Consider the following 20,927-nt stretch of genomic DNA (forward strand, 5'->3'; position numbering starts at 1 on the left):
ACGGGGCAGTGCGCGATCCACGGACGATTGTGCCGCATCAATCGCAGTGATTATAAATTCAATATTATCATTATTTACATTCCGCCTTGCCTGCCCCCACACCGTCCGAAATTCCAGGAGATACGATCATGCCCCACGTCAAACCCGAACTGAGCCGGCGTATGCTGCTGCCGCTCGCCCTGATCTGCGCCGGTGCCGCCAACGCCCAGGCTGGGCCCGTCACCACCTTCGAACTCGATTCAACGGTGGCATTTAACATCGGCGGCACCATCGCGACGGCGCATGATTTCGGGACCTTCATCTATGGCACGACGGCCGTCCAGAATGTGCAATACCATGAGTCCACGCATTCGGTCGTCCAGACACCTCCTGGCATCGGCACGCCGGGATTGGCGCTCGACTATCTCGATCGGACCACTTCCTACGACGAGGCCTACACGGTCGGGAAGTCGGAAAACGGATATGTCGGCATGACCGCCAGCGACCCGCAAGCCATCAACTTTGGCGGCGGAAAATACTTTCAAGTCACCGGCCATCTCAACGCCATCCAGGACACCGTAGTGACCTTCGGCGCGCATGCCAACGGCAACTACCTACCGACGACTACACCGTTCGGCCAAGCCATTCCCGCATTGCCGGACTTTTATTTCAGCGCCAATGGCACCGGCGTCAGCCCCTTCTTCACCGACACCACCACCAATCCCAACGATACGCCGGGCAGTTACAGCTTCTATTCGCAAACCAGCAATCAAACCTTGCTGGCCAACACCCCATTCACGTTCACTGCCCTGATTTACGCGGGGGACAATGTGTCGCTCCACGACTTCCAGTTGCAGATCGGCACCAGCTACTATGACTGGACCACCACCATCACGCCGAAGTCCAATACGACCAGCGAGTTGATCGGCTCGCATTTGCTGGCCGCCGTGCCGGAACCGGAAACCTATGCGATGCTCCTGGGAGGACTGGCGTTGATTGGCTGCCTGTCGAGGCGCCGGCGGCACCATTGCCTGCCTGGTTAGGCTTGGCACTCATGGCTGGACTACAACCCAAGACTGAAACCGATGTGCAGGTGCTTAAATGATATACACTGACCCAAATGATTTGATATGAGGTGAGTCATGCGGCAAGTTATAGTCGAGCTTGACGACAAGGAAATGGCAACCTTGGAGGCGGTTGCGCGAGCGCGGCGCGTGGCGCCAGCTGAAGTCCTCAAGGTCGAGGCAATCAGAGGTTTGAGGCAGGTGGTCACAGACATCATGGCGGACAACGTTGCTATTGAGGGTCTTGTGCATATGATCTCAACCAATGATGTGACTCCAGATGAAGCAAAAGAACAGCGGCGCCAAGCCCGACTGGCTGTGCTCATGCGCAGCAATGGTATCTTTGCGGGCGATAAGGATAAACCTAAGGATGGATTCGTCTATCAGAAAGAACTGCGTGCTGAATGGCAGTAGTACTTTTTGACACGAACATTCTGATCGACCACACGCTCGGCATCGCGGAGGCGACTCGGGAAGGTACGACAATGCCGCCATCAGCGCTATTAATTGGATAGAGGTGACGTGTGCGCTCACGCCGGCAGGAATTGTCCAATTCGACCAAGACTTGGCTGACGCCGGTATCGTTGTCTTGCAGACGACGCCCGACATCATGCGCAGAGCTTCCGAGATCCGAAGTGGGCGCAATCTGCTCGCAGGAACGAAGACACCCAAGCTACCAGACTGCATCATATGGGCGACCGCGGAAATTGAGGGGCGCACAATCGTAACTCGTAACCCTGACGACTTCGGCGGGAACACCAATCCATTGGTGCGCGTGCCGTACAAGAATATCGGCGGCGTTGTGACTGACGTGCAGCCTTTACCTGAGTAGCCGGCTATTAGCTTCGCGGCGATGTGCGAGCGTGGCCGCGCTGTTGGCACGTCTGGCGTACAACTAGACGTGTCGCATGACGGCAACGGAGTGTTAGCGCGTTGTAAGGGCAGGTAAAACCGCGCAAAGCACCCCGTACGCTGTCCACGTTCGGTATCAAATTCGCTATTGTCCGTATCTCATTAATGATTCGGAGAAAGCGAACCATGCCTATTTCACACCGGACGGTTGCCGTCTATGCTGCCTCGTTGTCATTGCTGTTGTCGGGCTGCGGCAATAGTTCAGACTCGTCGTCCACCAGCGCCGCCAGCACCACCACCAGCGGCCCAACGATCACCACCCAGCCGGCGGCTGCCGCCATCGTCTCCGGCTCCAACAGCGTGTTGTCGGTGGTGGCCAGCGGCACCAGCCTGACCTACCAGTGGTATCAGGACGGCAGCGCCATCGCCGGCGCCACCGCCGCCACCTACACCGCCTCGGCGGCCGGCACCTACTATGTGGTGGTGACCGCCTCGGACGGCGCCGTCACCAGCGCCAACGCGGCGATCACGCTGACCACCACGCCTGTCATCACGGCGCAGCCGCAGGACGCGACCATCCTGGCCGGCACCAGCCAGACGCTGTCGGTGACCGCCGACGGCAGCGAAATCGGCTACCAGTGGTACAAGGACGGCGCCGCCATCGATGGCGCCACCCACGCCGCCTATGCCGCCTCGGCCGCAGGCAACTACACCGTCGTGGCCGGCAACACGGCAGGCTCGGTCACCAGCTCCACCGCCACCATCGCCGTCTCGTCGTCCGTGACGGCGCCGGTCATCAACGTGCAACCGGTGACGCAGACGGTCAACGGCGGCACCGGCGCCACGCTCTGGGTCGCCGTGAACGGCGTCAGCGTGTCTTACCAGTGGTACCGCAACGATATCGCCATCCCGGGCGCGACCTCGCGCATCTACCGCATCACCACCGCCAACGCCAGCAGCGCCGGCGCCTACAAAGTGGTGGCGACCAATACCGCCGGCACGGCCACCAGCAACAGCGTCGCGCTGACGGTCAACGTCATCAGCGCCGGCGCCAACACGCCCGCCGTGGTCAACGCCGCCAACGCCTTCCTGGCCACGCTGTCGGCCGACCAGAAGAGCGTCGCCACGTCCGCCACCGCGTCGACCACCGTGCTGTTCGACTACGCGCTGGCCAACGCGATCCAGTGGACCAACCTGCCGGGCGACCGCCACGGCCTGCGCCTGAACACCAGCACGCTGAGCGCGGCCCAGCTGGCGGCGGCCAACACCGTCATCGCCAAGGCCTTGAGCGCCACCGGCATCACGCTGCTGAACGAACTGCGCGCGGCCGACCAGGTGCTGGCCAGCGCGCAAGGCGCGGGCGGCGGCGGGATGATGCCGACCGACGGCACCGGCGTACCGCCGACCGGCACCGTCCCGACCGATGGCACCGGCGTGCCGCCGACCGGGACATTCCCTGCCGATGGCACAGGCACGCCGCCAACCGGCACCGGTGGGGGAGGCGGCGTCGGCGGCTATGGCTCCGACCAGTACTCGATCGCCTTCGTCGGCACGCCGTCGGCCACCTCGCCGTGGATACTGCAAGTGGCCGGCCACCACCTGGCCTACAACATCACCTACAACACCGGCAAGGTCAGCGCCACGCCAACCTTCGTCGGCGTCGAACCGCCGAACTGGACTGTCGCAGCCGACGGCACCGTCACCGTGACCAGCAACGCGGCCAGCGCCGGCAAGGCGCATGCGCCGATGGAGCAGCAGCGCGCCGCCGTCTACAACCTGGCGGAAGCGATCTACGCCGACAGCGCGGCCTCGGCGGCCGCCAAGCTGTCAGGCACCTTCACCGATGTGCTGATGGGCGCCTCGGGCAACAGCGACGGCAACTTCAAGACGCTGGTCTATCCGACCAGCGCGCGCGGCCTGCAGTACCCGGCCATGAACGCCACGCAAAAAGCCTATGTGCGGGCGGCGATTGAAGCATGGGTCAACACCCAGGCGTCCGACGTCGCCAGCACGCTGCTGGGCGCCTACCTGGCCGACGACGCGCTGGCCGCCACCTACGTGGCCTACGGCGTCGGCCAGAACGGCGTCAAGGCCGACTTCAGTCCCTTCGCGAACTCGCTGTCGTCGCCGCTCGATGCGCAACACTCCTACATCCGCATCGACGGCCCGCGCGTATGGATCGAGTTCGTCGTGCAGGCGGGCGTGCTCTACACGAGCAACGTCCACTACCACACCATCTGGCGCGACAAGACGGCCGACTACGGCGGGAGCTTCTGACGTCCCATGCTGCAGCGCTACCTTAGCCGCCTGGCCGCCGCGTGCGGCCTGGCGTTGACGATGGCGGCGGTGGGCGCCCACCCGTCGCCGCAGTCGGAAGTCCTGCTGGAGAGCCGTGCCGGCGGCATCGCCGCCGAACTGGTCCTGCCGATAGCCGAACTCAAGCTGGCGTTCGACCGGCCCATGCCCGCAGCGGACGCGGAGATGGCGGCCTACCTGGCCGCGCACATCCGTCCCGTCGCCCCCGACGGGCGCGCGTGGGTGGTCAAGGTCGAGCGCCTGCGCTGGCTGCTCGACCGGCAGCCGGCCGACCTGGTGGCGACGATGACGCTGCGTCCGCCGGCCGGCGCGCCGCTGGACCGCTTCACCTTTGCCGACGACGCCATCGCGCACCGGGTGCCGAGCCACCTGACCGTGGTGGCGCTGCGCGCGGGGGCGGACGCGCAGCCGCGCCTGCTCGGCACGCTGCGTTTCGGCCAGCGCAGCCTGGACGTCGCCGGCGCCGATCCGCGCTGGTGGGCCGGCTGCGCCGACCTGTTCAAGCTTGGCATGCAACACATCGCCGAGGGCAGCGACCACTTGCTGTTCCTGCTGACGCTGCTGTTGCCGGCGGCCCTGCTGGCCAGGGACGGGCAGTGGGAAGGCTATGGCGGCACGCGCCACCTGGCCGTCTACCTGGCCAAGGTGGTGACGGCGTTCACGCTCGGCCATTCGTTGACGCTGATGCTGGGCGCGGCCGGCGCCGTCAAGGTGCCGGAGCAGCCGGTGGAGTTCGCGATCGCCGCGTCCATCCTGGTCTCGGCGCTGCACGCCTGGCGTCCGATCTTCCCGCGCCGCGAAGGCTGGATCGCGGCCGGCTTCGGCCTGGTGCACGGGCTGGCGTTCGCGTCGGCGATCCGCGAGCTGCAATTGAGCGGCGCGCGGCTGGCCGCCGGCGTCCTCGCCTTCAACCTCGGCATCGAGACCGTGCAGATGCTGATCGTGGCCGTCGCTGCGCCCGTGCTGGTGCTGCTGGCGCGGCGGCCGGGCTACCGGCGCGTGCGGCCGATAGCCGCCGCGCTTGCCGGCGCGATGGCCGTGCTGTGGATGACGCAGCGCAGTTGAAAAAAGCCCCGCCGGGCTCGTGCCGGGCGGGGCTTTTTGCTGCGCGGTCGCGCGGCTTATTTCTGCTGGCGGCGGCGGGCCACAAAGCCCATCAGGCCCAGGCCTGCCAGCAGCATCGCATAGGTGCCGGGTTCCGGCACGGCGGCGACCGGCGCCAGGCCGGTGGAATACAGCGTGGCGTTCGACAGCGACGCGAACGAGGTCGTGAAGCTGTCGATGCCGGTGGTGTTGCCGGCGTCGAAGCGGTAGAACGCGGTGACATTGTTCGACGTGACGCCGTTGGCGCCGGTCACGTTGCCGTAGTGGATGCCGATGATGGTGGTGCCGTACAGCTGCTGGGTGAAATCGATGGTGTGGCTGGCGTTGTTGCTGCTCAGGTTGGACAGCATCGAACTCGACGCGACCGCGCTGGTCAGGTTCACGCCCCACGACGCCAGGTCGGTGTTGATCGCGCTCAGGCTCGGGTTGTTGCCGTTCAGGTTGCCGGAGAAGAAGCCGAGGCAGCTGGCGCCCGCGACCGAGATATTGGTGCCGGAACAGGTCGCCAGCACGGGCGTGGTCGAACCGCCGCTGCCGCCGCCATTGCCGTTGCCATTACCGTTGTTGCCTTTGCCATTGCCGCCGGCGGCTGCCGAGGCCAGGCCCGTGGAGAGCGCGAGCGCAAGCGCCGCGATGGAGGTGATTAATTTTGCTGGTTTCATGTTTGGCCATCCTTGATAAATACTGCAGGAAAATGATTGGCCAGCAATAGCAAGTGTTGGGGTACCGCAGCCTGGTGCCAAGAATAGCACGATTTAGTTTCATTGTGGACAAAAATATTGTAACAAAGTAACTAGATAGTAGCTGCGGCGCAACTTTATTAGAAGCCTGGCGCCGGCACTTCCGGGATCTGGTTGCGCAGGCTCAGGTTGATCAGGTTCCAACCCTTGATGACGGCGATGGCGTAAGCCAGTTCGGCCGTTTCCGTCTCATTGAAATGCTCGCGCAGTTCGCGGTAGGCGGCGTCGGTGTCGTCTTTCTGCGGCAGTGCGTTGACCGCTTCGGCCCAGCCCAGCGCGGCGCGTTCGCGCTCGGTGAAGAACGGCGCTTCGCGCCAGCCGGCGATGGCGTTCAGGTGGCGTGGCTCGGCGCCTTGCTTGATCAGGTCGCGCCAATGCATGTCGACGCAGACGCCGCAGCCGTTGATCTGCGACACGCGCAGGTTGACCAGTTCAACGATGCGCACGCCCAGCGAGCTTTTTTTGACGGAGCCGGACAGGCCGATCATGGCTTGCAGGTTGGCCGGGGCGAGTTGGAAGAAGGAGATACGGGCAGCGTGAGTCATGATGGTACCTTTCAGGTTGGATCGCGCACGATTGCGCTCTCTATACCTGTAAGACGGGCTGGCTTCGCCGCTTGTGACAGCCTGGCGGAAAAAATTTTCAGCGCCGTTGCCGTCCCCGCCGCACCAGGCCGGCCAGCCCCAGGCCGGCCCCCAGCATCAGCCAGCTGTCCGGCTCGGGTACGGCGGCCACGCGCAGGCTGTCGATGCCGATATAGTTCGAGTTCTGGCCGCCGGGGCCGCCGTCTTCCACCACGTAGCGGAACGCCAGCGCGCCGCCGGTGGGGCCGGTCAGCCCGCTGAGGGCGACGCTGTAGCGGGTCCAGACATCGGGGTAGCCAAATACTTGCTGCGCGGGATTGATGCTCAGCAACAGCGTGGAAAAGCTGCCGACGCCGGCGGCGCTGTTTTCCACGTCGGTGCCGCCGACCCGGCTGAAGCGTACCTCCAGCCGGTCGGGAAAGAAGGAAAAGTCCGAGGTGCGGGTGGAGAACGACAGCACATCGCCGTTGTTGTAGGTCTGGGTGGGCAGGATCAGCCATGTACTCAGGTTGGCCGCGCCGGCGCCGGAGTGGAAGTTGGCGGCAAGGTAGCTGTCGCCGGCGCCTTGCTCCGCCGTAAAGATGGTTTGGTCGCCTTGGAACCAGGACGTCGTCCCGGCCGGCTGGCTGTTGTTGACGACCGTCCAGCCGCTGGGCAGCCCGTGGTCGAAATCCTCCGAGATCGTGGCCGCGCTGGCGCTGGCGCTGGCGCCGCAGAGCAGCGCCGCAATCAACGCCGGGAGTATGGTCGGTCGCATCGCGGAGGGCTCCTTTGGTCGGTGTCAAGTTAGTGTCATTAAATTAATTTTACCAATTTGTTGATATTTTTTGTAGAATTATTGGCAATTTAACCGACCGGGCGACCCGATGAAGCAAGCTACCCTCCTAGGCACGTTGCTGCTGGTGTTGGCCGCCGCCGTTGCGCCCGGTGCACGCGCGCAAAGCCAGACCACCGACCGCAACAGCGTCCGCATCGAGTTCGACAGCTACACGCCGGCGACCATGTACGATCTGGCCCGCGAGCGGCGGCAGAACTGGGCGCCGCAGCGCGTCTGGGGCGACCTGGCCTTCCCGCGCGTGAAGGAAAAGCCGGTGCCGGCGATGGTGATCCTGCACGGCAGCGCGGGCATCGAAGCCAATACGCAGATGTGGGTGAGCACGCTCAATGCGATCGGCGTGGCCACCTTTGTGGTCAGCAGCTTCGAGCCGCGCGGCGTGGTCCGCACCGTCGAGGACCAGACGCTGGTGCCGCAGTCCGCCAACCTGATGGACGCCCTGCAGGCGCTGCAACTGCTGGCGGACGACCCGCGCATCGATCCCGCGCGCATCGGTGTGATGGGATTCTCGCGCGGTGGCGCGGCCGCGTTCCGCGCCGCCATCGAACCGCTGCGGCATGCGGTGATCAAGTCCGACTTGAAGTTTGCGTTGCACATACCGCTCTACAGCGGCTGCAACCAGATGTACTGGTCGCGGCAAATCACCGGCGCTCCGATCCTCAACCTGCTCGGCGCGGCCGACGACTACACCGGCGCCGCCCCTTGCGTATCGCTGGCGGCCAGGTATGCCGAGGCCGGAGCGCCGATCCGTACGATCCAGTACGCCGGCGCCTACCATTCGTTCGACGCCACCTACGCGCCGATCTTCCTGCCCAAGGCGCCGACCACGATACCGTGCGGCGTGGTGCGCTGGGATATCGAACCCTGGACCATCCACGCCGAACTGACCGGCGCCACGCTGGATCCGGCCAAGCTGACCGACTTCTACAACCGATGCACCCGGCTGGGCGTGCACGTCGGCCGCAACGAGGCGGCGCTCAGGCAGGCGCGCGGCGACGTGACGGCCTTTGTCCAGCAGCTGTTCTTCGGCGCGAAGTAGCCCTGCTCAAATGGTTTGCGGCACCCCGGTCAGCTTGTCCGGGTTACGGACGATGAAGATGGAGACGATGCGGCCATCCTCGACCAGGAAGGACTGCGCCGACTCCAGCTTGCCGTTCACATAGCGCACGATGCCAGGCGCGCCGTTGACGCGCACCTGGCGGTAGACCACCTGCAGCGGATTCTGGTGTTCCAGCGACCAGTACACGCCGGCCACCCGTCCCGCGCCATGCAGGATGTGCAGGAAGGAGTTGACCTTGCCGCCGCCGTCGGCCACCAGCTGCACGTCGTCGGCCATCATCGACTTCATGGCCGCGCGGTCGCCGACCTTGGCCGCCTCCATGAATTTGCCCAGCAGCTCTCGGTGCTGGTCCTTGGGTACGTCGAAGCGCGGCTTTTGCTGCTGCACGCGCTCCTGCGCGCGGTGCACCATCTGCCGGCACGCCGCTTCGCTCTTGCCCAGCATGCCGGCGATGTCGGCGTAGTCGTGATCGAACACCTGGCGCATCAGGAAGGCCGCGCGCTCCTCCGGCGACAACCGCTCCAGCACCCACAAAAACGCCACCGACACTTCGCTGGCCATCTCCGCGCTGCTCTCGGGCGTGTTCTCGTCCATCTCGACGATGGGCTCCGGCAGCCACCAGCCCACATAGGATTCGCGCTCGGCCATGCGCGAGCGCAGGCGGTCGATCGAGAGGCGGGTGGTGATCGTCACCAGCCACGCCTCGGCCGACTGCACCTGCTGTTGTTCGCTGCCGTGCCAGCGCAGCCAGGCGTCCTGCACCACATCCTCGGCGTCGGCGCGCGTGCCCAGCATGCGGTAGGCGATGGAGAAAAGCCGCGGCCGCAGGGCGGCAAAGCTGGCCAGTTCGGCGGGGGAGGTGGAATCGGTCATGGCTGTAAAAAAGTAGTGGCTGTGTACCTTAGACGCGACAGCATTGTTGTTTGTGACAGTGTTGCACAACTGTTGATGCGGTGCTGGTTTTTGAGCAGCGCCACTGGCCAAGAGGGAGGCGACGCCTTTATCCAGAATGTGAATTTCTATGTTCGGAATGATTCGTGTGCACCGCAACAAAACTCACTTAGTCTGACATGACTTCTTAACAATAACAGGATCCGCCGTGGACAAACTGCTTACCTTCCCTGACCAGTCCGGAATGACCTTGTCGATACGCGCCAAGGCGATGCTGTTTCACGATCCGCGTTCGTCCGAGTTGCTGCAGCAGGTGGAGCGCATCGCGCGCAGCGACGCCACCACCCTGATTATCGGCGAGACCGGCACCGGCAAGGAGCTGATCGCGCGCCACATCCACAACCAGAGCGAGCGGCGCGGGCCTTTCGTGGCGGTCAACTGCGGCGCCTTCAGCGAATCGCTGATCGACGCCGAGTTGTTCGGCCATGAGGCGGGCGCCTTCACCGGCGCCACGCAGGCGCGCTCCGGCTGGTTCGAGGCGGCCAACGGCGGCACCCTGTTCCTCGACGAGATCGGCGACCTGTCGCTGGCCCTGCAGGTCAAGCTGCTGCGCGTGCTGCAGGAGCGGCAGGTGGTGCGCCTGGGCGCACGCCATCCGATCCCGCTCAACGTCCGCCTGGTGGCCGCCACCAACGTCGACCTGCACAAGGCGATAGCGGCCGACCGCTTCCGCTCCGACCTGTACTACCGGCTCGGCGTGGCGACCGTGCACCTGCCGCCGCTGTGCGAGCGCAGCGGCGACATCCTGCCGCTGGCGCGCCACTTCATCGAGGTCTACAGCGGCAAGCTGAAACTGCAAAACGTCGGCCTGTCCGCCGATGCGAAGGTGGCGCTGCTGTCCTACGAATGGCCTGGCAATATCCGCGAACTGGAAAACGTGATCCACTTCGCGCTGATCGTCTGCCGCGATGAAACCATCCAGGCGGAAGACCTGAAGCTGACCGGCATCACGCATCGCACCCAGCATCATCATCCGCGGCAGGCGGTGATCGCGGCGACGCCGGCGTCCAGCGCGGCCGGCTTCCAGCAGCAACTGGCGGCGCTGGTCAACAGCATGATCGACGCCGACCAGCCGGACCTGTTCGAGCGCGTCGAGGAGACCGTGGTGCGCACGGCCTTCGACAACTGCAACCGCAACCAGGTGCAGACCGCGCGCGTGCTGGGCATCAGCCGGAACATCCTGCGCACGCACCTGAAGCGCTTCGGCTTGATCGGCTTCGAGGGCGGCGGCGAGCTGGCGGTGGTCGGCGGCACGGCGGCCAGCCACGGCGAAGTGCTGCAGCATTGATGGCGGCGGAAAGCATGCGCCTGCAGGCGCACCGGCTGGCGTGCGCGCGCGGCGAGCGCCAGCTGTTCAGCGATCTGAATTTTGAATTGCAAAGCGGCGAAGCCCTGTGGCTCAAGGGCCGCAACGGCAGCGGCAAGACCAGTCTGCTGCGGCTGCTGTGCGGCCTCGGACGTCCGCTGTCGGGAGAAGTGCGCTGGAACGGCAAGCCGATCCAGCAGCTGCGCGAGGACTTTCACCGCCAGCTGATCTACTGCGGCCACGCCAGCGCGGTCAAGGACGACCTGTCGGCGTGGGAGAACGTGGCCACCGCCAGCAACCTGTCCGGCACCGCGTGCAGCCGCGAGCAGGCGGTGGTGGCCTTGGTCAGCGTCGGCCTGGGCGGCGCCGCCGACCTGCCGGCGCGCGCGCTGTCGCAGGGGCAGCGGCGCCGCGTGGCGCTGGCGCGGCTGGCGGTCGAACCGCTGCCGCCCCTGCTGTTGCTGGACGAACCGTTCGTCGCGCTGGACCAGGCGGCGGTGCAGAACTTGTGCCGCACCTTGAACCGTCATCTGGCGGCGGGCGGCATGCTGGTCTACACCACGCACCAGGCGCAGGCCTTGCAGGCGCGCCGGCTGGAACAGTTCGATCTCGACCGGTTGGCGCCATGCTGAACGCGCTGCTGCTTGTGATACGGCGCGACCTGCTGCTGGCGTTCCGCCGCCGCACCGATGTGCTGAGTACCCTGGTGTTCTTCGTCATCGTCTGCACGCTGTTCCCGCTGGGTGTGGGGCCGGAGCCGGAACTGCTGCGGACACTGGGGCCGGGCGTGCTGTGGGTGGCGGCGCTGCTGGCCAGCACGCTGGCCCTGAACCGGCTGTTTGGACTGGATCACGCGGACGGCACGCTGGAGCAGTTGCTGCTGTCGCCGGAACCGCTGGTGCTGATCGTGGCCGGCAAGGTGGCCGCGCACTGGCTGATCAGCGGGCTGCCGCTGGTCTTGCTGACACCTTTGCTGGCGCTGCAATTCGGCCTGGACGCGCAAGCCACGGCGTCGCTGGCATTGAGCCTGCTGATCGGCACGCCGGCACTGAGCCTGGTGGGCGCGATCGGCGCGGCATTGACCTTGGATGTGCGTGGCGGCGGCGTGCTGGTGGCCTTGCTGGTGTTGCCGCTGTACGCGCCGGTGCTGATCTTCGGCGCCGGCGCGGCGGTGGCGGAGGCCGGCGGCACCGCCGCGGAAGCCAACCTGCTGCTGCTGGGAGGCCTGCTGGCCGGCGCCGCCGCGCTGGCGCCGTGGGCCACCGCCTCGGCGCTGCGCATATCACTGGAATGAATATGAAGGGAACATCAAAGTGCTGAGCATCGGAACACCTCTCACCGCAGGCGGTCAGCCGCGCACGGGGCGCTGGCTGCGTTATGCGTCGCCGCAGGCCTTCCTGCCGCTGGCCGACCGGCTCATACCGTGGCTGCACACGGCCGCAGCGCTGCTGGGGGCCGTCGGCCTGTACATCGGCCTGTTCGCCGCGCCGACCGACCATCAACAGGGCGACTCCTACCGCATCATCTTCGTGCACGTGCCGGCCGCGTGGCTGTCGATGGTGATCTATCTGGCGATGGCTTTCTGGGCCGGCGTCGGCCTGGTGCTGAACACCCGACTGTCGGCCATGATGGCCAGCGCGCTGGCGCCGACCGGCGCGATCTTCACCTTCCTGGCGTTGTGGACCGGCGCGCTGTGGGGCAAGCCGACGTGGGGCGCCTGGTGGGTGTGGGATGCGCGCCTGACGTCGGAGCTGATCCTGCTGTTCCTCTACATCGGCTTCATGGCGCTGCAGGCGGCGATCAGCGACCCGCGCCGCGCCGACCGCGCCGGCGCCGTGCTGGCGCTGGTGGGCGTGGTCAATGTGCCGGTCATCTATTTTTCGGTCCAGTGGTGGAACACGCTGCACCAGGGATCCTCGGTCTCGCTGCGCAGCGCGCCGACCATGGCGGCCTTGATGCTGCAAGGGATGCTGATCATGGCGCTGGCGTTGTGGGCTTATGCCGGCGCGGCGGTGCTGCAAAGGTTGCGCGCCATCGTGCTGGAGCGCGAACGGCACACGGAATGGGTACAACGCTACATCACGGAGCGGAAATGATTTGGGATAGCTGGAGCGATTTGATCGACATGGGCGGCTACGCCCTGTATGTGTGGGGCTCGTTCGCGGTGGTTGCGCTGGCGGTCGGCGGCGAGCAGGCCGCGCTGGCGCTGCGCCGGCGTGCCGCCTTGCGCGCGGCGGGAGCACGCCCATGACGCGCAGGCAGCAGCGGCTGGCGCTGGTGGCCGCCGCACTCGGCGCCCTGGCGCTGGCGGCATGGCTGATCCTGTCGGCGTTCCAGAAAAACCTGGTGTTCTTCTTCACGCCGACGCAGATACTGGCCGGCGAGGCGCCGCGCAACAAGAGCTTCCGCATGGGAGGCATGGTGGAACTGAATAGCCTGAAGCGCGAAGCCGACGGCGTCACCGTCAGCTTCATCGTCACCGACACGGTGCAGCGGCTGCCGGTGCACTATCGCGGCATCCTGCCGGACCTGTTCAAGGAAGGCAAGGGCGTGGTCGCTCAAGGAAAACTGGGTGCCGACCATCGCTTCGTCGCCGACGAGGTGCTGGCCAAGCACGACGAAAACTATATGCCGCCGGACGCCGCCTACGCGCTCAAGAAAGGGCGGCAGTCCGCAAAGGTGGATAAATGATCGCGGAACTGGGTAACTTCGCGCTGATGCTGGCGCTCTGCCTTGCGCTGGTGCAGGGCAGCCTGCCGCTGCTGGGCGCATGGCGCAATAATCCACGCTGGATCGCGCTGGCGCGGCCGGCGGCGGCGGGGCAGTTCGCGTTCGTCGTGTTTGCCTTCGGCAGCCTGGTGTACGCCTTTGTCGGCAACGACTTTTCGGTCGCCTACGTGGCCGCCCATTCGAACGCCATGCTGCCGGTGCACTACCGCGTAGCGGCGGTGTGGGGCGGGCACGAAGGCTCGCTGCTGCTGTGGGTGCTTATACTGGCCGTGTGGACATTGGCGGTGGCGCTGTTCAGCCGTCAGCTGCCGGCGCCGTTGACGGCGCGCGTGCTGGCGGTGATGGCATGGATCAGCGTCGGCTTCCTGCTGTTCATGTTGTTCACGTCGAATCCATTCGACCGGCTGCTGCCGGCGGCGCGCGACGGCGGCGATCTCAATCCGCTGCTGCAGGACTTCGGCATGATCATCCACCCGCCGCTGCTGTACATGGGCTATGTCGGCTTCTCCGTGGCCTTCGCGTTTGCGATTGCGGCACTGCTCAGCGGCCAGCTGGACGCCGCGTGGGCGCGCTGGTCTCGGCCCTGGACATTGGTGGCGTGGTCCTTCCTCACACTGGGCATCTTCATGGGCAGCTTCTGGGCCTACTACGAATTGGGCTGGGGCGGCTGGTGGTTCTGGGATGCGGTGGAAAACGCCTCCTTCATGCCCTGGCTGGTGGGCACGGCGCTGATCCATTCGCTGGCGGTGGTGGAAAAACGCGGCAGCTTCAAGAACTGGACGGTGCTGCTGGCCATCCTTGCGTTCTCGCTGTCGCTGCTGGGGACTTTCCTGGTGCGCTCCGGCGTGCTGACGTCGGTGCATGCGTTTGCCACCGATCCGAGCCGCGGCCTGTTCATCCTGGTGTTCCTGGCGCTGGTCATCGGCGGCTCGCTGGTGCTGTTTGCTTGGCGCGCGCCGTCGGTGGGACTGGGCGGGCGCTTTGCGCTGTTCTCGCGCGAATCGCTGCTGTTGCTGAACAACGTGCTGCTGCTGACCGCCGCCGCCTCGATCCTGCTGGGTACCCTGTATCCGCTGTTCCTCGATGCGCTGGACCTCGGCAAGATCTCGGTCGGCGCGCCGTACTTCGAATCGGTGTTTGCACCGCTGATGCTGCCGGTGCTGCTGCTGATGGCGGCGGCGCCATTCGTCGAATGGAAGTCCGCCGCGTTGCGGCCGGTGCTGGAACGCGTCTCGCGCGTGGCGCAGGCGTCGCTGCTGTTTGGACTGGCGGCGTGGCTGACCTGGAAGTTTTCGCTGGCCGCGGCCGGGGGGCTGATGCTGGCGGCGTGGATACTGCTGGGCACCGCGCTGCATCTGGTGCGGCGCCTGGCCGAGCCGGGGGAGGGCGTATCGTTCCGCCGTCACGTGGCGAAGCAGCCGCTGAGCTACTGGGGCATGCTGGCGGCGCACGCCGGCATCGCGGTGTTTGTGGCCGGTGTGACGCTGGTCAAAAGCGGCGAGGTCTCCGAGGACGCCAGCATGCGCGTCGGTGACAGCATCGTCAGCAACGGCTGGCGCTACAGCTTCACGGCGCTGCAGAAAGTCGACGGCCCCAATTACATCGCCGCGCGCGCCACCTTCGAGGTGCGCGACGAAGGCGGCCGCGTGCTGGTGCTGCAGCCGGAGAAGCGCTACTACACCGTCCAGCAGATGCCGATGACGGAGGCCGCCATCGATCGCGGCTTCACGCGCGACGTCTACCTGTCGCTGGGCGAACCAGGCAAGGATGGCACATGGCTGGTGCGCATGCAACGCAAACCCTTCATCGGCTGGATCTGGGCGGGTTGTTTGATTATTGCCGGCGGCGGCCTGCTCGCGGCCGCCGACCGGCGCTACCGGCTGGGCAAGCGCGCCGCCGCCGCCGAGCCTGCCGGCGGGCGCGTGGCGACGGCTTGATGAAAGAGGAATGACGATGAAACGATACATACTGCCGCTGGGCGGCTTCGTGGTGCTGCTGGTTTTCCTGGGCATAGGCCTGCGCCTGAAGCCGCAGGAGATTCCATCGCCGCTGATCGGCAAGCGCGCACCGGCCTTCACGCTGCCGCAGGTGGAGGATGCCCGCCTCACTTTCCATTCCAAGGACATGGAAGGCAAGGTGTGGGTGCTGAATGTCTGGGCCTCCTGGTGCGGGCCGTGCCGCGTGGAGCATCCGGCGCTGCTGGAATTCTCGCGGCTGGCGGCGGCGCCGGTCGTGGGCCTGAACTACAACGACGCGCGCGGCGACAGCCAGAAATGGCTGAAGGAGTTCGGCAATCCTTATCAGGTGTCGGTCTTTGACGGCGACGGCAAGACCGGCATCGAGTTCGGCGTGTACGGCGTGCCGGAGACCTTTGTGATCGACAAGCACGGACTGATACGCCTGAAGCTCATCGGTCCGGTCACGCCGGATCTGGTGCACGGGAAGCTGCTGCCGCTGATCAAGGAGCTGAATCGTGCGTAGATGGTGTGCCCTGCTGTTGCTGGCCGGTGCGGCGCTCGTCGCTCACGCCGACGACGGCGCGGCGCTGGAGAAGCGCGTGGACCACGTGGCGCAGCAGTTGCGCTGCCTGGTGTGCCAGAACCAGAGCATCGCCGACTCGCATGCGCAGCTGGCGCTGGACTTGAAGAAGGAAGCGCGCACCCAGTTGTCGCAGGGACGTTCCGAGCAGGAGGTGATCGATTTCATGGTGCAGCGCTATGGCGATTTTGTGCTGTACCGGCCGCCGTTCAACGCGGCGACCCTGCTGTTGTGGATCGGCCCTTTCGCCTTGCTGGTGGCCGGACTGGCTGCGCTGCTGGTCAACCTGCGCCGGCGCGGACTTGGCGCGGACGATCCCGTATTGGAGGAAAACGAATGAACAGCTTTATCCTGATCGCCGGCCTGATGCTGGCTTGTAGTCTTGGCTTCGTCCTGCCACCGCTGTGGCGTCGTGCTCCCGCCGGCGACGCCGTGCCGCGTCAACGCTGGCCTGTGATCGCGGTCGCGCTGCTGGTGCCGCTGTTGGCGGTGACGCTGTATGCGGCCGTCGGCAATCCCAAGGGCCTGCAGCCGGAGCCTGCGGCGGCGCAGGTGGGACCGGAGCAGATAGAGAAGATGGTCGCTGGCCTCGCCAAGCGCCTGGCCGGCCAGCCGAATGACGCCGACGGCTGGCGCATGCTGGCCCGTTCGTATGAAACGCTGCGTCGTTTCGACCTGGCGGCCGACGCCTACCGGCGCCTGATTGCGCTGGAGCCGAACAATGCCGACATGCTGGTGGATTACGCGGTGGTGCTGGGCATGACGCTGAATACGACGCTCGCGGGCGAGCCTGAGGTGTATCTGGCGAAGGCGTTGGCCATCGACCCGAATCATATACAGGCGCTGGCCTTGTCGGGCAGTGCGGCATTGGAGCGGGACGATGCGGCGGGCGCCGTCAAGCCATGGAAGAAGATATTGGCGCTGGTACCGGCCGATTCGGATATCGGCCGGTCGATTTCAAATAACATCGCCAAGGCGGAAGGGCGGTAACTAAGCCGCTTCTTCGTGATGATGGTGATCGTCATGCGCGTCCGGCGGCAGCGGGATGGCGTAGACGGCGCTATCGATGGTCAGCAGCAGCCCTGCGACCGAGGCCGCGTTCTGCAGCGCCGTCCGCGTGACCTTGGCTGGATCGAGAACACCCAGTTCAACCAGGTCGCCGTAGCTGCCATCGGCGGCGTTGTGGCCGAAACCTCCCGTACCTTGCAGCACGCGCTCGACCACCACGGAGGGCGCGCCGCCGCCATTGACGACGATTTGCCGCAACGGCTCTTCGACAGCCCGCAATACGATGGCGATGCCGGCGTCCTGGTCCGCGTTGGCGCCGCGTAGCTGGCCTATCGCCTGCCGGGCGCGCAACAGCGCAACGCCGCCTCCCGTCACCACACCTTCGGCGATGGCTGCGCGTGTGGCGTGCAGGGCGTCTTCCAGCCTTGCCTTTTTCTCCGTCAGCGCCGACTCGGTGGCGGCGCCGGCGCGTATCACGGCTACGCCGCCTGCCAGGCCTGCAAGACGCGCCTGCAGCTTGTCGCGGTCATAGCCGGCGGACGTGGCATCGATTTGCGCCTTGATCTGTTCCGAGCGCGTTGCGATCTGCCGAGGCGTGCCGCCGCCGTCGATGACGATGGTGTGTTCCCTGCCTGCCTCGACACGTCGTGCCTGGCCCAGGTCTCCCAGTGACACCTGCGCCAGCGTCAGCCCGCTGTCGTCGGACAGCACGCGCGCGCCGGTCAGCGCCGCCAGGTCTTCAAGGCTTTCACGCCGCCGCTCGCCGAATCCCGGCGCCTTGACGGCGACGGATTTCAGCAGCCCGCGTGTATGATTGACCACCAGCCCGGCCAGCGCGTCGCCTTCGACGTCCTGCGCCACGATCAGCAGCGGACGTGCGGCCTTGGCCACCAGCTCCAGCAGCGGCAGCAGTTCGCGGATGTTGGCGATCTTGATGTCGGCCAGCAGGATCAGCGGACGCTCCAGCTCCGCCACCTGGCGGGCGGCGTCGCTGATGAAGTAGGGCGACAGGTAGCCGCGTTCGAACTGCAGGCCCTCGGAGACGACCAGGTCGTCCTGCAGGGAAGGGCCGTCTTCCACGGTAATCACGCCATCCTTGCCGACGCGCTCGAAGGCGCGCGCGATGATGTCGCCGATGGCCGCGTCGCCGTTGGCGGAAATGGACGCCACCTGCGCGATTTCCTGGCTGCTCGCCACCGGGCGCGCCAGCACGGCCAGCTCGGCGACGATGGCGGCCACCGCCTGGTCGATGCCGCGCTTGAGCTCCATCGGGCTGAAACCGGAGGCGACGTGCTTCATGCCTTCGCGCACGATGGCCTGCGTCAGCAAGGTGGCGGTGGTGGTGCCGTCGCCGGCGGCGTCGCCGGTACGGGCGGCGGCCTGCTTCGCCAGTTGCGCGCCCATGTTCCGCAGCGGATCGGCGAAGTCGATCTCGCGCGCCACGGTCACGCCATCCCTGGTCAGCGCCGGCGACGCATAGCCGCGATCCAGCACGACGCTGCGGCCTTTCGGCCCCAGCGTCGTCTTGACCGCATTGGCGAGCAGGTCGACCCCCGCCGCCAGCCGGCGGCGGGCGCTGTCGCCGAATATGACTTCTTTAGCGGTCATAGGCTCAGTTGGCGGCGAAGCAGTACAGCAGGCCGGCGCCGCCGGTCGCGACCAGGTTGGCCTGGCCGCAGCCACGGCTCGGGTGGGCGGCGTTCCACGAGGTGTTGCCGCCGCCGGTGCGGTCGAAGTGCCCCAGTTGCACAGAGCCGTCCGCCGCGCTGGTCGTGTAGTTTTTGCAGGTATGGTCGGCGGCGTCGGCGAAGGCGCGGCCGTCCGGCTGCGAACCGGTGATGATGTCATGCTCGTTCGGTTTGTCGCCGGCACCCTTCACCGGTTCATTCTTCTCGGTCAGGGCGGTGGTGCGCGACAGGTTGTTGCCGAGACGCGCCGCGTCGACCGTATCGCCATGCAGGTGCGCGACGTCGCGCGCCACCACGCCGCCGCGCGTGTTGAACCACGGGCCGTTGCCGATGCGGTCGCGGGCGTTGATGGCGGGCTTGCCGTCCGCCGCCTGCGTGCTCAGGTAGGCGCGCCAGCTCTGCTTGCCGGCGCCGACCGAATCGGCCAGCTTCTGGCAGTGCGCGTCGGCGCCGGCCACGCCGCCCAGGTCCGCGCCTTTGCCAAGGCCTTCGCTGGTGACGAAGAAGCTGAGCGGCTTGGCCGGATCGGTCGAGCGCGCGGTGTTGGGCGCCTGCGGCGCGGCTGGAGCCGGAGCCTGGGCGTAGGCGTTGGACGCCAGGCACAGCGCCGTGACGGCGCCGCAGATCAGTTTTTTATGTAAGGTCTTGGTCATGGCTAGTCTTTGGATTTGAAGTCGTCGTGGCAGGATTTGCAGGTGCGCTGCAGTTTGCCGAATTGGGCCTTGATGGCGGCGAGGTCGCCGCCGCCGGCGACCGTCGCCAGTTCGCTGGCTTCCTTGCCGAAGGCCGCGCTCAGTTCGCCAAAACGTTTGGGGTCCTTGAACAGTTCCGGCCTGGAGCTGGTGTCGTGCCAGCCCTTGCCTTGCTCGGTGCCCGGTGCGAATAGCGCGCCCAGGCCCGAGTTGGCGATGGCGGCGATCGCGTTGGCGGCGCGCAGCACCTCGTCCTTGTTGTACTGGCCATCGACCGACGCCTTGATACGGCCGGTGTTCCAGGCCACCACCTGGAATGCCGACTGGCGCCATTTGATCAGCTGCTCAGGCTTGGGAGCTTGCTGCGCCGTCGCGCCAAAGCTTGCCGCCAGCAGCACCGCCGCCAGCGACGGCGCGAGAATTTTCTTCATACCTTGTTTCATCTGTGTCCCATCGTCAGGTTAAAAAACTATTTGGAGCGACCGCCGTAGCCTTCCGCCAGCAGGGCGATCTTGTAGGCCGCACCGCGTCCGACCACGTACAGGGTCTTCTTGTCCGGGCCGGCGAAGGCCAGGTTTTGCGGCGCTTTCGGCAACGCGATCACGCCCAGAGATTCGCCCTCGCTGGAGAAGATCTGTATGCCCGCGGCGGACGCCACATACAGCCTGCCGCCGCCGTCGACCGCCAGGCCGTCGGCGCCGCTGGTGGTGCCGGTGTCCGTCTTGCGCCAGCCTTCCAGCCTGGCGAAGTTGCGGCGCGCGCCGACGCTGCCGTCGGCGCCGATGTCGTAGGCCAGCACGTGTTCGCCGGCGGTATTGGCCACGTACAGCACTTTCTCGTCGGGGCTGAGCTGGATGCCGTTCGGGCGTTCGATGTCGGCGGCGATGCGCTGCAGCTCGCCGGCCGGGGTGATGTGGTACACGGCGGGCTTGGCCACCACCGGCTGCTCGGCCGGCGCGGGCGAACCGGCAGGGCGCGGAGGCGCGCCGGAGTCGGTGAAGTACACGCCGCCATTGCGGTCCACCACCAGGTCGTTGGGGCGCCCGAACGGCTTGCCGTCGTATTGATCCGCCAGCGTGCGCGCATGCGAAGCGGGATACACGATGCCGACCCGCGTTTTCTGCACCTGGACCGCGTACAGGTCGCCGTTGGCGGTGAAGCCCAAGCCGTTGGAGCCGTTGCTGTTGTCGAGGTAGGTCGAGGTCGAGCCGTCGGCGGCGATGCGCGTGATGCGGTTGGCCGTGGTCTCGGTGAAAATCAGGCTGCCGTCCGGCAGGCCAACAGGACCTTCGGTTCCGCTGAAGCCTTCTTTGATCAGCTGGATCGGCGTGCCCGCCGCCACCACGCCGGCGATGGCCGGCGTGACCTTGCCGACGTCCGGCGCGGTCTGCGCGGTGATGTCGGCGGCCGCCAGCGTCAGGCCGGCGGCGACGGCGGCGGCCAGGTGCGGCTTCCAGATGCTGTAGTTTTTCATGGTCTG

General features: G+C 66.2%; 24 protein-coding genes. 16 read left to right on the top strand and 8 right to left on the bottom strand.

All coding sequences use genetic code 11. The annotated features are described in order from the left end of the window. Positions 1 to 128: 128 nt before the first annotated feature. The 5 genes from ACEN9F_RS26605 to ACEN9F_RS26625 all read left to right on the top strand — a co-directional run bounded on the left by ACEN9F_RS26605 (position 129) and on the right by ACEN9F_RS26625 (position 5,276). Positions 129 to 1,022, top strand: a complete 894-nt coding sequence (locus tag ACEN9F_RS26605; RefSeq protein WP_413424978.1) for a PEP-CTERM sorting domain-containing protein — start codon at positions 129 to 131, stop codon at positions 1,020 to 1,022. Between the two features lie 99 nt (positions 1,023 to 1,121). Continuing rightward, a complete protein-coding gene (locus ACEN9F_RS26610) occupies positions 1,122 to 1,457 on the top strand; it encodes a hypothetical protein (protein WP_413424979.1) in 336 nt (111 codons plus the stop codon). Between the two features lie 79 nt (positions 1,458 to 1,536). Beyond that, positions 1,537 to 1,875 carry a PIN domain-containing protein gene (locus ACEN9F_RS26615; protein WP_413427186.1) on the top strand — a complete coding sequence of 113 codons (339 nt, stop codon included), beginning with the start codon at positions 1,537 to 1,539 and terminating at the stop codon, positions 1,873 to 1,875. Between the two features lie 206 nt (positions 1,876 to 2,081). After that, a complete protein-coding gene (locus tag ACEN9F_RS26620; protein WP_413424981.1) occupies positions 2,082 to 4,172 on the top strand; it encodes a DUF3500 domain-containing protein in 2,091 nt (696 codons plus the stop codon). A 6-nt stretch (positions 4,173 to 4,178) separates the two neighbouring features. Next, positions 4,179 to 5,276, top strand: a complete 1,098-nt coding sequence (locus ACEN9F_RS26625) for a HupE/UreJ family protein (RefSeq protein WP_413424983.1) — start codon at positions 4,179 to 4,181, stop codon at positions 5,274 to 5,276. Between the two features lie 56 nt (positions 5,277 to 5,332). On the opposite strand, the gene ACEN9F_RS26630 is transcribed toward ACEN9F_RS26625, so the two are convergent. The 3 genes from ACEN9F_RS26630 to ACEN9F_RS26640 form a co-directional block, all read right to left on the bottom strand. Then, positions 5,333 to 5,977, bottom strand: a complete 645-nt coding sequence (locus ACEN9F_RS26630; RefSeq protein WP_413424985.1) for an FxDxF family PEP-CTERM protein — start codon at positions 5,975 to 5,977, stop codon at positions 5,333 to 5,335. Between the two features lie 158 nt (positions 5,978 to 6,135). Beyond that, positions 6,136 to 6,600, bottom strand: a complete 465-nt coding sequence (locus ACEN9F_RS26635) for a carboxymuconolactone decarboxylase family protein (RefSeq protein WP_413424987.1) — start codon at positions 6,598 to 6,600, stop codon at positions 6,136 to 6,138. A 97-nt stretch (positions 6,601 to 6,697) separates the two neighbouring features. Beyond that, positions 6,698 to 7,396, bottom strand: coding sequence for a choice-of-anchor J domain-containing protein (locus ACEN9F_RS26640; protein ID WP_413424989.1), 699 nt, complete (start codon positions 7,394 to 7,396; stop codon positions 6,698 to 6,700). Between the two features lie 109 nt (positions 7,397 to 7,505). Between ACEN9F_RS26640 and ACEN9F_RS26645 the strand changes: the two genes are divergently transcribed. Continuing rightward, the gene (locus tag ACEN9F_RS26645; protein WP_413424991.1) at positions 7,506 to 8,513 is read left to right on the top strand and encodes a dienelactone hydrolase family protein; all 1,008 of its coding nucleotides are present in this window, start codon (positions 7,506 to 7,508) and stop codon (positions 8,511 to 8,513) included. 6 nt (positions 8,514 to 8,519) lie between these two features. Here ACEN9F_RS26645 and ACEN9F_RS26650 read toward each other — a convergent pair whose 3' ends face one another. Further along, positions 8,520 to 9,407, bottom strand: a complete 888-nt coding sequence (locus ACEN9F_RS26650) for an RNA polymerase sigma-70 factor (protein ID WP_413424992.1) — start codon at positions 9,405 to 9,407, stop codon at positions 8,520 to 8,522. Between the two features lie 226 nt (positions 9,408 to 9,633). On the opposite strand from ACEN9F_RS26650, the gene ACEN9F_RS26655 reads away from it, so the two are divergent. From ACEN9F_RS26655 to ACEN9F_RS26700, 10 genes are read left to right on the top strand one after another with little or no spacing between them, the layout of a single operon-like run. Next, positions 9,634 to 10,773 (top strand): sigma-54 interaction domain-containing protein, encoded by a 1,140-nt coding sequence (locus tag ACEN9F_RS26655; protein WP_413424994.1) that lies wholly within the window; start codon positions 9,634 to 9,636, stop codon positions 10,771 to 10,773. After that, positions 10,773 to 11,423 (top strand): cytochrome c biogenesis heme-transporting ATPase CcmA, encoded by a 651-nt coding sequence (gene ccmA, locus ACEN9F_RS26660; RefSeq protein WP_413424995.1) that lies wholly within the window; start codon positions 10,773 to 10,775, stop codon positions 11,421 to 11,423. The genes ACEN9F_RS26655 and ccmA overlap by 1 nt, the downstream gene beginning before the upstream one ends. Continuing rightward, entirely contained in the window at positions 11,417 to 12,085 is a 669-nt protein-coding gene (gene ccmB, locus ACEN9F_RS26665) for a heme exporter protein CcmB (RefSeq protein WP_413424997.1), read from the top strand. The genes ccmA and ccmB overlap by 7 nt, the downstream gene beginning before the upstream one ends. A gap of 19 nt (positions 12,086 to 12,104) precedes the next feature. After that, on the top strand, positions 12,105 to 12,887 hold the full coding sequence (gene ccmC / locus ACEN9F_RS26670) for a heme ABC transporter permease CcmC (protein WP_413424999.1): 783 nt from the start codon (positions 12,105 to 12,107) through the stop codon (positions 12,885 to 12,887). Then, positions 12,884 to 13,042, top strand: coding sequence for a heme exporter protein CcmD (ccmD, locus tag ACEN9F_RS26675; RefSeq protein WP_413425001.1), 159 nt, complete (start codon positions 12,884 to 12,886; stop codon positions 13,040 to 13,042). Before ccmC ends, ccmD begins: the two co-directional genes overlap by 4 nt. Beyond that, positions 13,039 to 13,482: a cytochrome c maturation protein CcmE gene (gene ccmE, locus ACEN9F_RS26680; protein WP_413425003.1), complete on the top strand. Its 444-nt coding sequence runs from the start codon at positions 13,039 to 13,041 to the stop codon at positions 13,480 to 13,482. The genes ccmD and ccmE overlap by 4 nt, the downstream gene beginning before the upstream one ends. Then, a complete protein-coding gene (locus ACEN9F_RS26685; protein ID WP_413425005.1) occupies positions 13,479 to 15,458 on the top strand; it encodes a heme lyase CcmF/NrfE family subunit in 1,980 nt (659 codons plus the stop codon). Before ccmE ends, ACEN9F_RS26685 begins: the two co-directional genes overlap by 4 nt. Positions 15,459 to 15,474: 16 nt before the next feature. Next, positions 15,475 to 16,002 (top strand): DsbE family thiol:disulfide interchange protein, encoded by a 528-nt coding sequence (locus ACEN9F_RS26690; protein ID WP_413425007.1) that lies wholly within the window; start codon positions 15,475 to 15,477, stop codon positions 16,000 to 16,002. Continuing rightward, positions 15,995 to 16,399, top strand: a complete 405-nt coding sequence (locus ACEN9F_RS26695; RefSeq protein ID WP_413425009.1) for a cytochrome c-type biogenesis protein CcmH — start codon at positions 15,995 to 15,997, stop codon at positions 16,397 to 16,399. The genes ACEN9F_RS26690 and ACEN9F_RS26695 overlap by 8 nt, the downstream gene beginning before the upstream one ends. Continuing rightward, a complete protein-coding gene (locus ACEN9F_RS26700; protein WP_413425011.1) occupies positions 16,396 to 17,049 on the top strand; it encodes a tetratricopeptide repeat protein in 654 nt (217 codons plus the stop codon). The genes ACEN9F_RS26695 and ACEN9F_RS26700 overlap by 4 nt, the downstream gene beginning before the upstream one ends. Here ACEN9F_RS26700 and groL read toward each other — a convergent pair whose 3' ends face one another. The 4 genes from groL to ACEN9F_RS26720 are packed head-to-tail and all read right to left on the bottom strand — an operon-like array spanning position 17,050 to position 20,921. Further along, the gene (gene groL / locus ACEN9F_RS26705; protein ID WP_413425013.1) at positions 17,050 to 18,675 is read right to left on the bottom strand and encodes a chaperonin GroEL; all 1,626 of its coding nucleotides are present in this window, start codon (positions 18,673 to 18,675) and stop codon (positions 17,050 to 17,052) included. A gap of 4 nt (positions 18,676 to 18,679) precedes the next feature. After that, positions 18,680 to 19,408, bottom strand: a complete 729-nt coding sequence (locus ACEN9F_RS26710; protein ID WP_413425015.1) for a lectin — start codon at positions 19,406 to 19,408, stop codon at positions 18,680 to 18,682. A 2-nt stretch (positions 19,409 to 19,410) separates the two neighbouring features. After that, the gene (locus ACEN9F_RS26715) at positions 19,411 to 19,878 is read right to left on the bottom strand and encodes a c-type cytochrome (RefSeq protein ID WP_413425017.1); all 468 of its coding nucleotides are present in this window, start codon (positions 19,876 to 19,878) and stop codon (positions 19,411 to 19,413) included. A gap of 38 nt (positions 19,879 to 19,916) precedes the next feature. Then, positions 19,917 to 20,921, bottom strand: a complete 1,005-nt coding sequence (locus tag ACEN9F_RS26720; RefSeq protein ID WP_413425019.1) for an SMP-30/gluconolactonase/LRE family protein — start codon at positions 20,919 to 20,921, stop codon at positions 19,917 to 19,919. Positions 20,922 to 20,927 lie beyond the last annotated feature (6 nt).

Source organism: Duganella sp. CT11-25 (genome assembly GCF_047302815.1).
Taxonomy (GTDB): domain Bacteria; phylum Pseudomonadota; class Gammaproteobacteria; order Burkholderiales; family Burkholderiaceae_D; genus Rugamonas.

What these genes read in the sequence shown, in the direction of transcription:
- ACEN9F_RS26605 (WP_413424978.1), top strand. Translation starts at nt 129, where the DNA reads ATGCCCCACGTCAAACCCGAACTGAGCCGGCGTATGCTGCTGCCGCTC.
- ACEN9F_RS26610 (WP_413424979.1), top strand. Translation starts at nt 1,122, where the DNA reads ATGCGGCAAGTTATAGTCGAGCTTGACGACAAGGAAATGGCAACCTTG.
- ACEN9F_RS26620 (WP_413424981.1), top strand. Translation starts at nt 2,082, where the DNA reads ATGCCTATTTCACACCGGACGGTTGCCGTCTATGCTGCCTCGTTGTCA.
- ACEN9F_RS26625 (WP_413424983.1), top strand. Translation starts at nt 4,179, where the DNA reads ATGCTGCAGCGCTACCTTAGCCGCCTGGCCGCCGCGTGCGGCCTGGCG.
- ACEN9F_RS26630 (WP_413424985.1), bottom strand. Translation starts at nt 5,977, where the DNA reads ATGAAACCAGCAAAATTAATCACCTCCATCGCGGCGCTTGCGCTCGCG.
- ACEN9F_RS26635 (WP_413424987.1), bottom strand. Translation starts at nt 6,600, where the DNA reads ATGACTCACGCTGCCCGTATCTCCTTCTTCCAACTCGCCCCGGCCAAC.
- ACEN9F_RS26640 (WP_413424989.1), bottom strand. Translation starts at nt 7,396, where the DNA reads ATGCGACCGACCATACTCCCGGCGTTGATTGCGGCGCTGCTCTGCGGC.
- ACEN9F_RS26645 (WP_413424991.1), top strand. Translation starts at nt 7,506, where the DNA reads ATGAAGCAAGCTACCCTCCTAGGCACGTTGCTGCTGGTGTTGGCCGCC.
- ACEN9F_RS26650 (WP_413424992.1), bottom strand. Translation starts at nt 9,407, where the DNA reads ATGACCGATTCCACCTCCCCCGCCGAACTGGCCAGCTTTGCCGCCCTG.
- ccmA (WP_413424995.1), top strand. Translation starts at nt 10,773, where the DNA reads ATGGCGGCGGAAAGCATGCGCCTGCAGGCGCACCGGCTGGCGTGCGCG.
- ccmB (WP_413424997.1), top strand. Translation starts at nt 11,417, where the DNA reads ATGCTGAACGCGCTGCTGCTTGTGATACGGCGCGACCTGCTGCTGGCG.
- ccmD (WP_413425001.1), top strand. Translation starts at nt 12,884, where the DNA reads ATGATTTGGGATAGCTGGAGCGATTTGATCGACATGGGCGGCTACGCC.
- ccmE (WP_413425003.1), top strand. Translation starts at nt 13,039, where the DNA reads ATGACGCGCAGGCAGCAGCGGCTGGCGCTGGTGGCCGCCGCACTCGGC.
- ACEN9F_RS26685 (WP_413425005.1), top strand. Translation starts at nt 13,479, where the DNA reads ATGATCGCGGAACTGGGTAACTTCGCGCTGATGCTGGCGCTCTGCCTT.
- ACEN9F_RS26690 (WP_413425007.1), top strand. Translation starts at nt 15,475, where the DNA reads ATGAAACGATACATACTGCCGCTGGGCGGCTTCGTGGTGCTGCTGGTT.
- ACEN9F_RS26700 (WP_413425011.1), top strand. Translation starts at nt 16,396, where the DNA reads ATGAACAGCTTTATCCTGATCGCCGGCCTGATGCTGGCTTGTAGTCTT.
- groL (WP_413425013.1), bottom strand. Translation starts at nt 18,675, where the DNA reads ATGACCGCTAAAGAAGTCATATTCGGCGACAGCGCCCGCCGCCGGCTG.
- ACEN9F_RS26710 (WP_413425015.1), bottom strand. Translation starts at nt 19,408, where the DNA reads ATGACCAAGACCTTACATAAAAAACTGATCTGCGGCGCCGTCACGGCG.
- ACEN9F_RS26715 (WP_413425017.1), bottom strand. Translation starts at nt 19,878, where the DNA reads ATGAAGAAAATTCTCGCGCCGTCGCTGGCGGCGGTGCTGCTGGCGGCA.
- ACEN9F_RS26720 (WP_413425019.1), bottom strand. Translation starts at nt 20,921, where the DNA reads ATGAAAAACTACAGCATCTGGAAGCCGCACCTGGCCGCCGCCGTCGCC.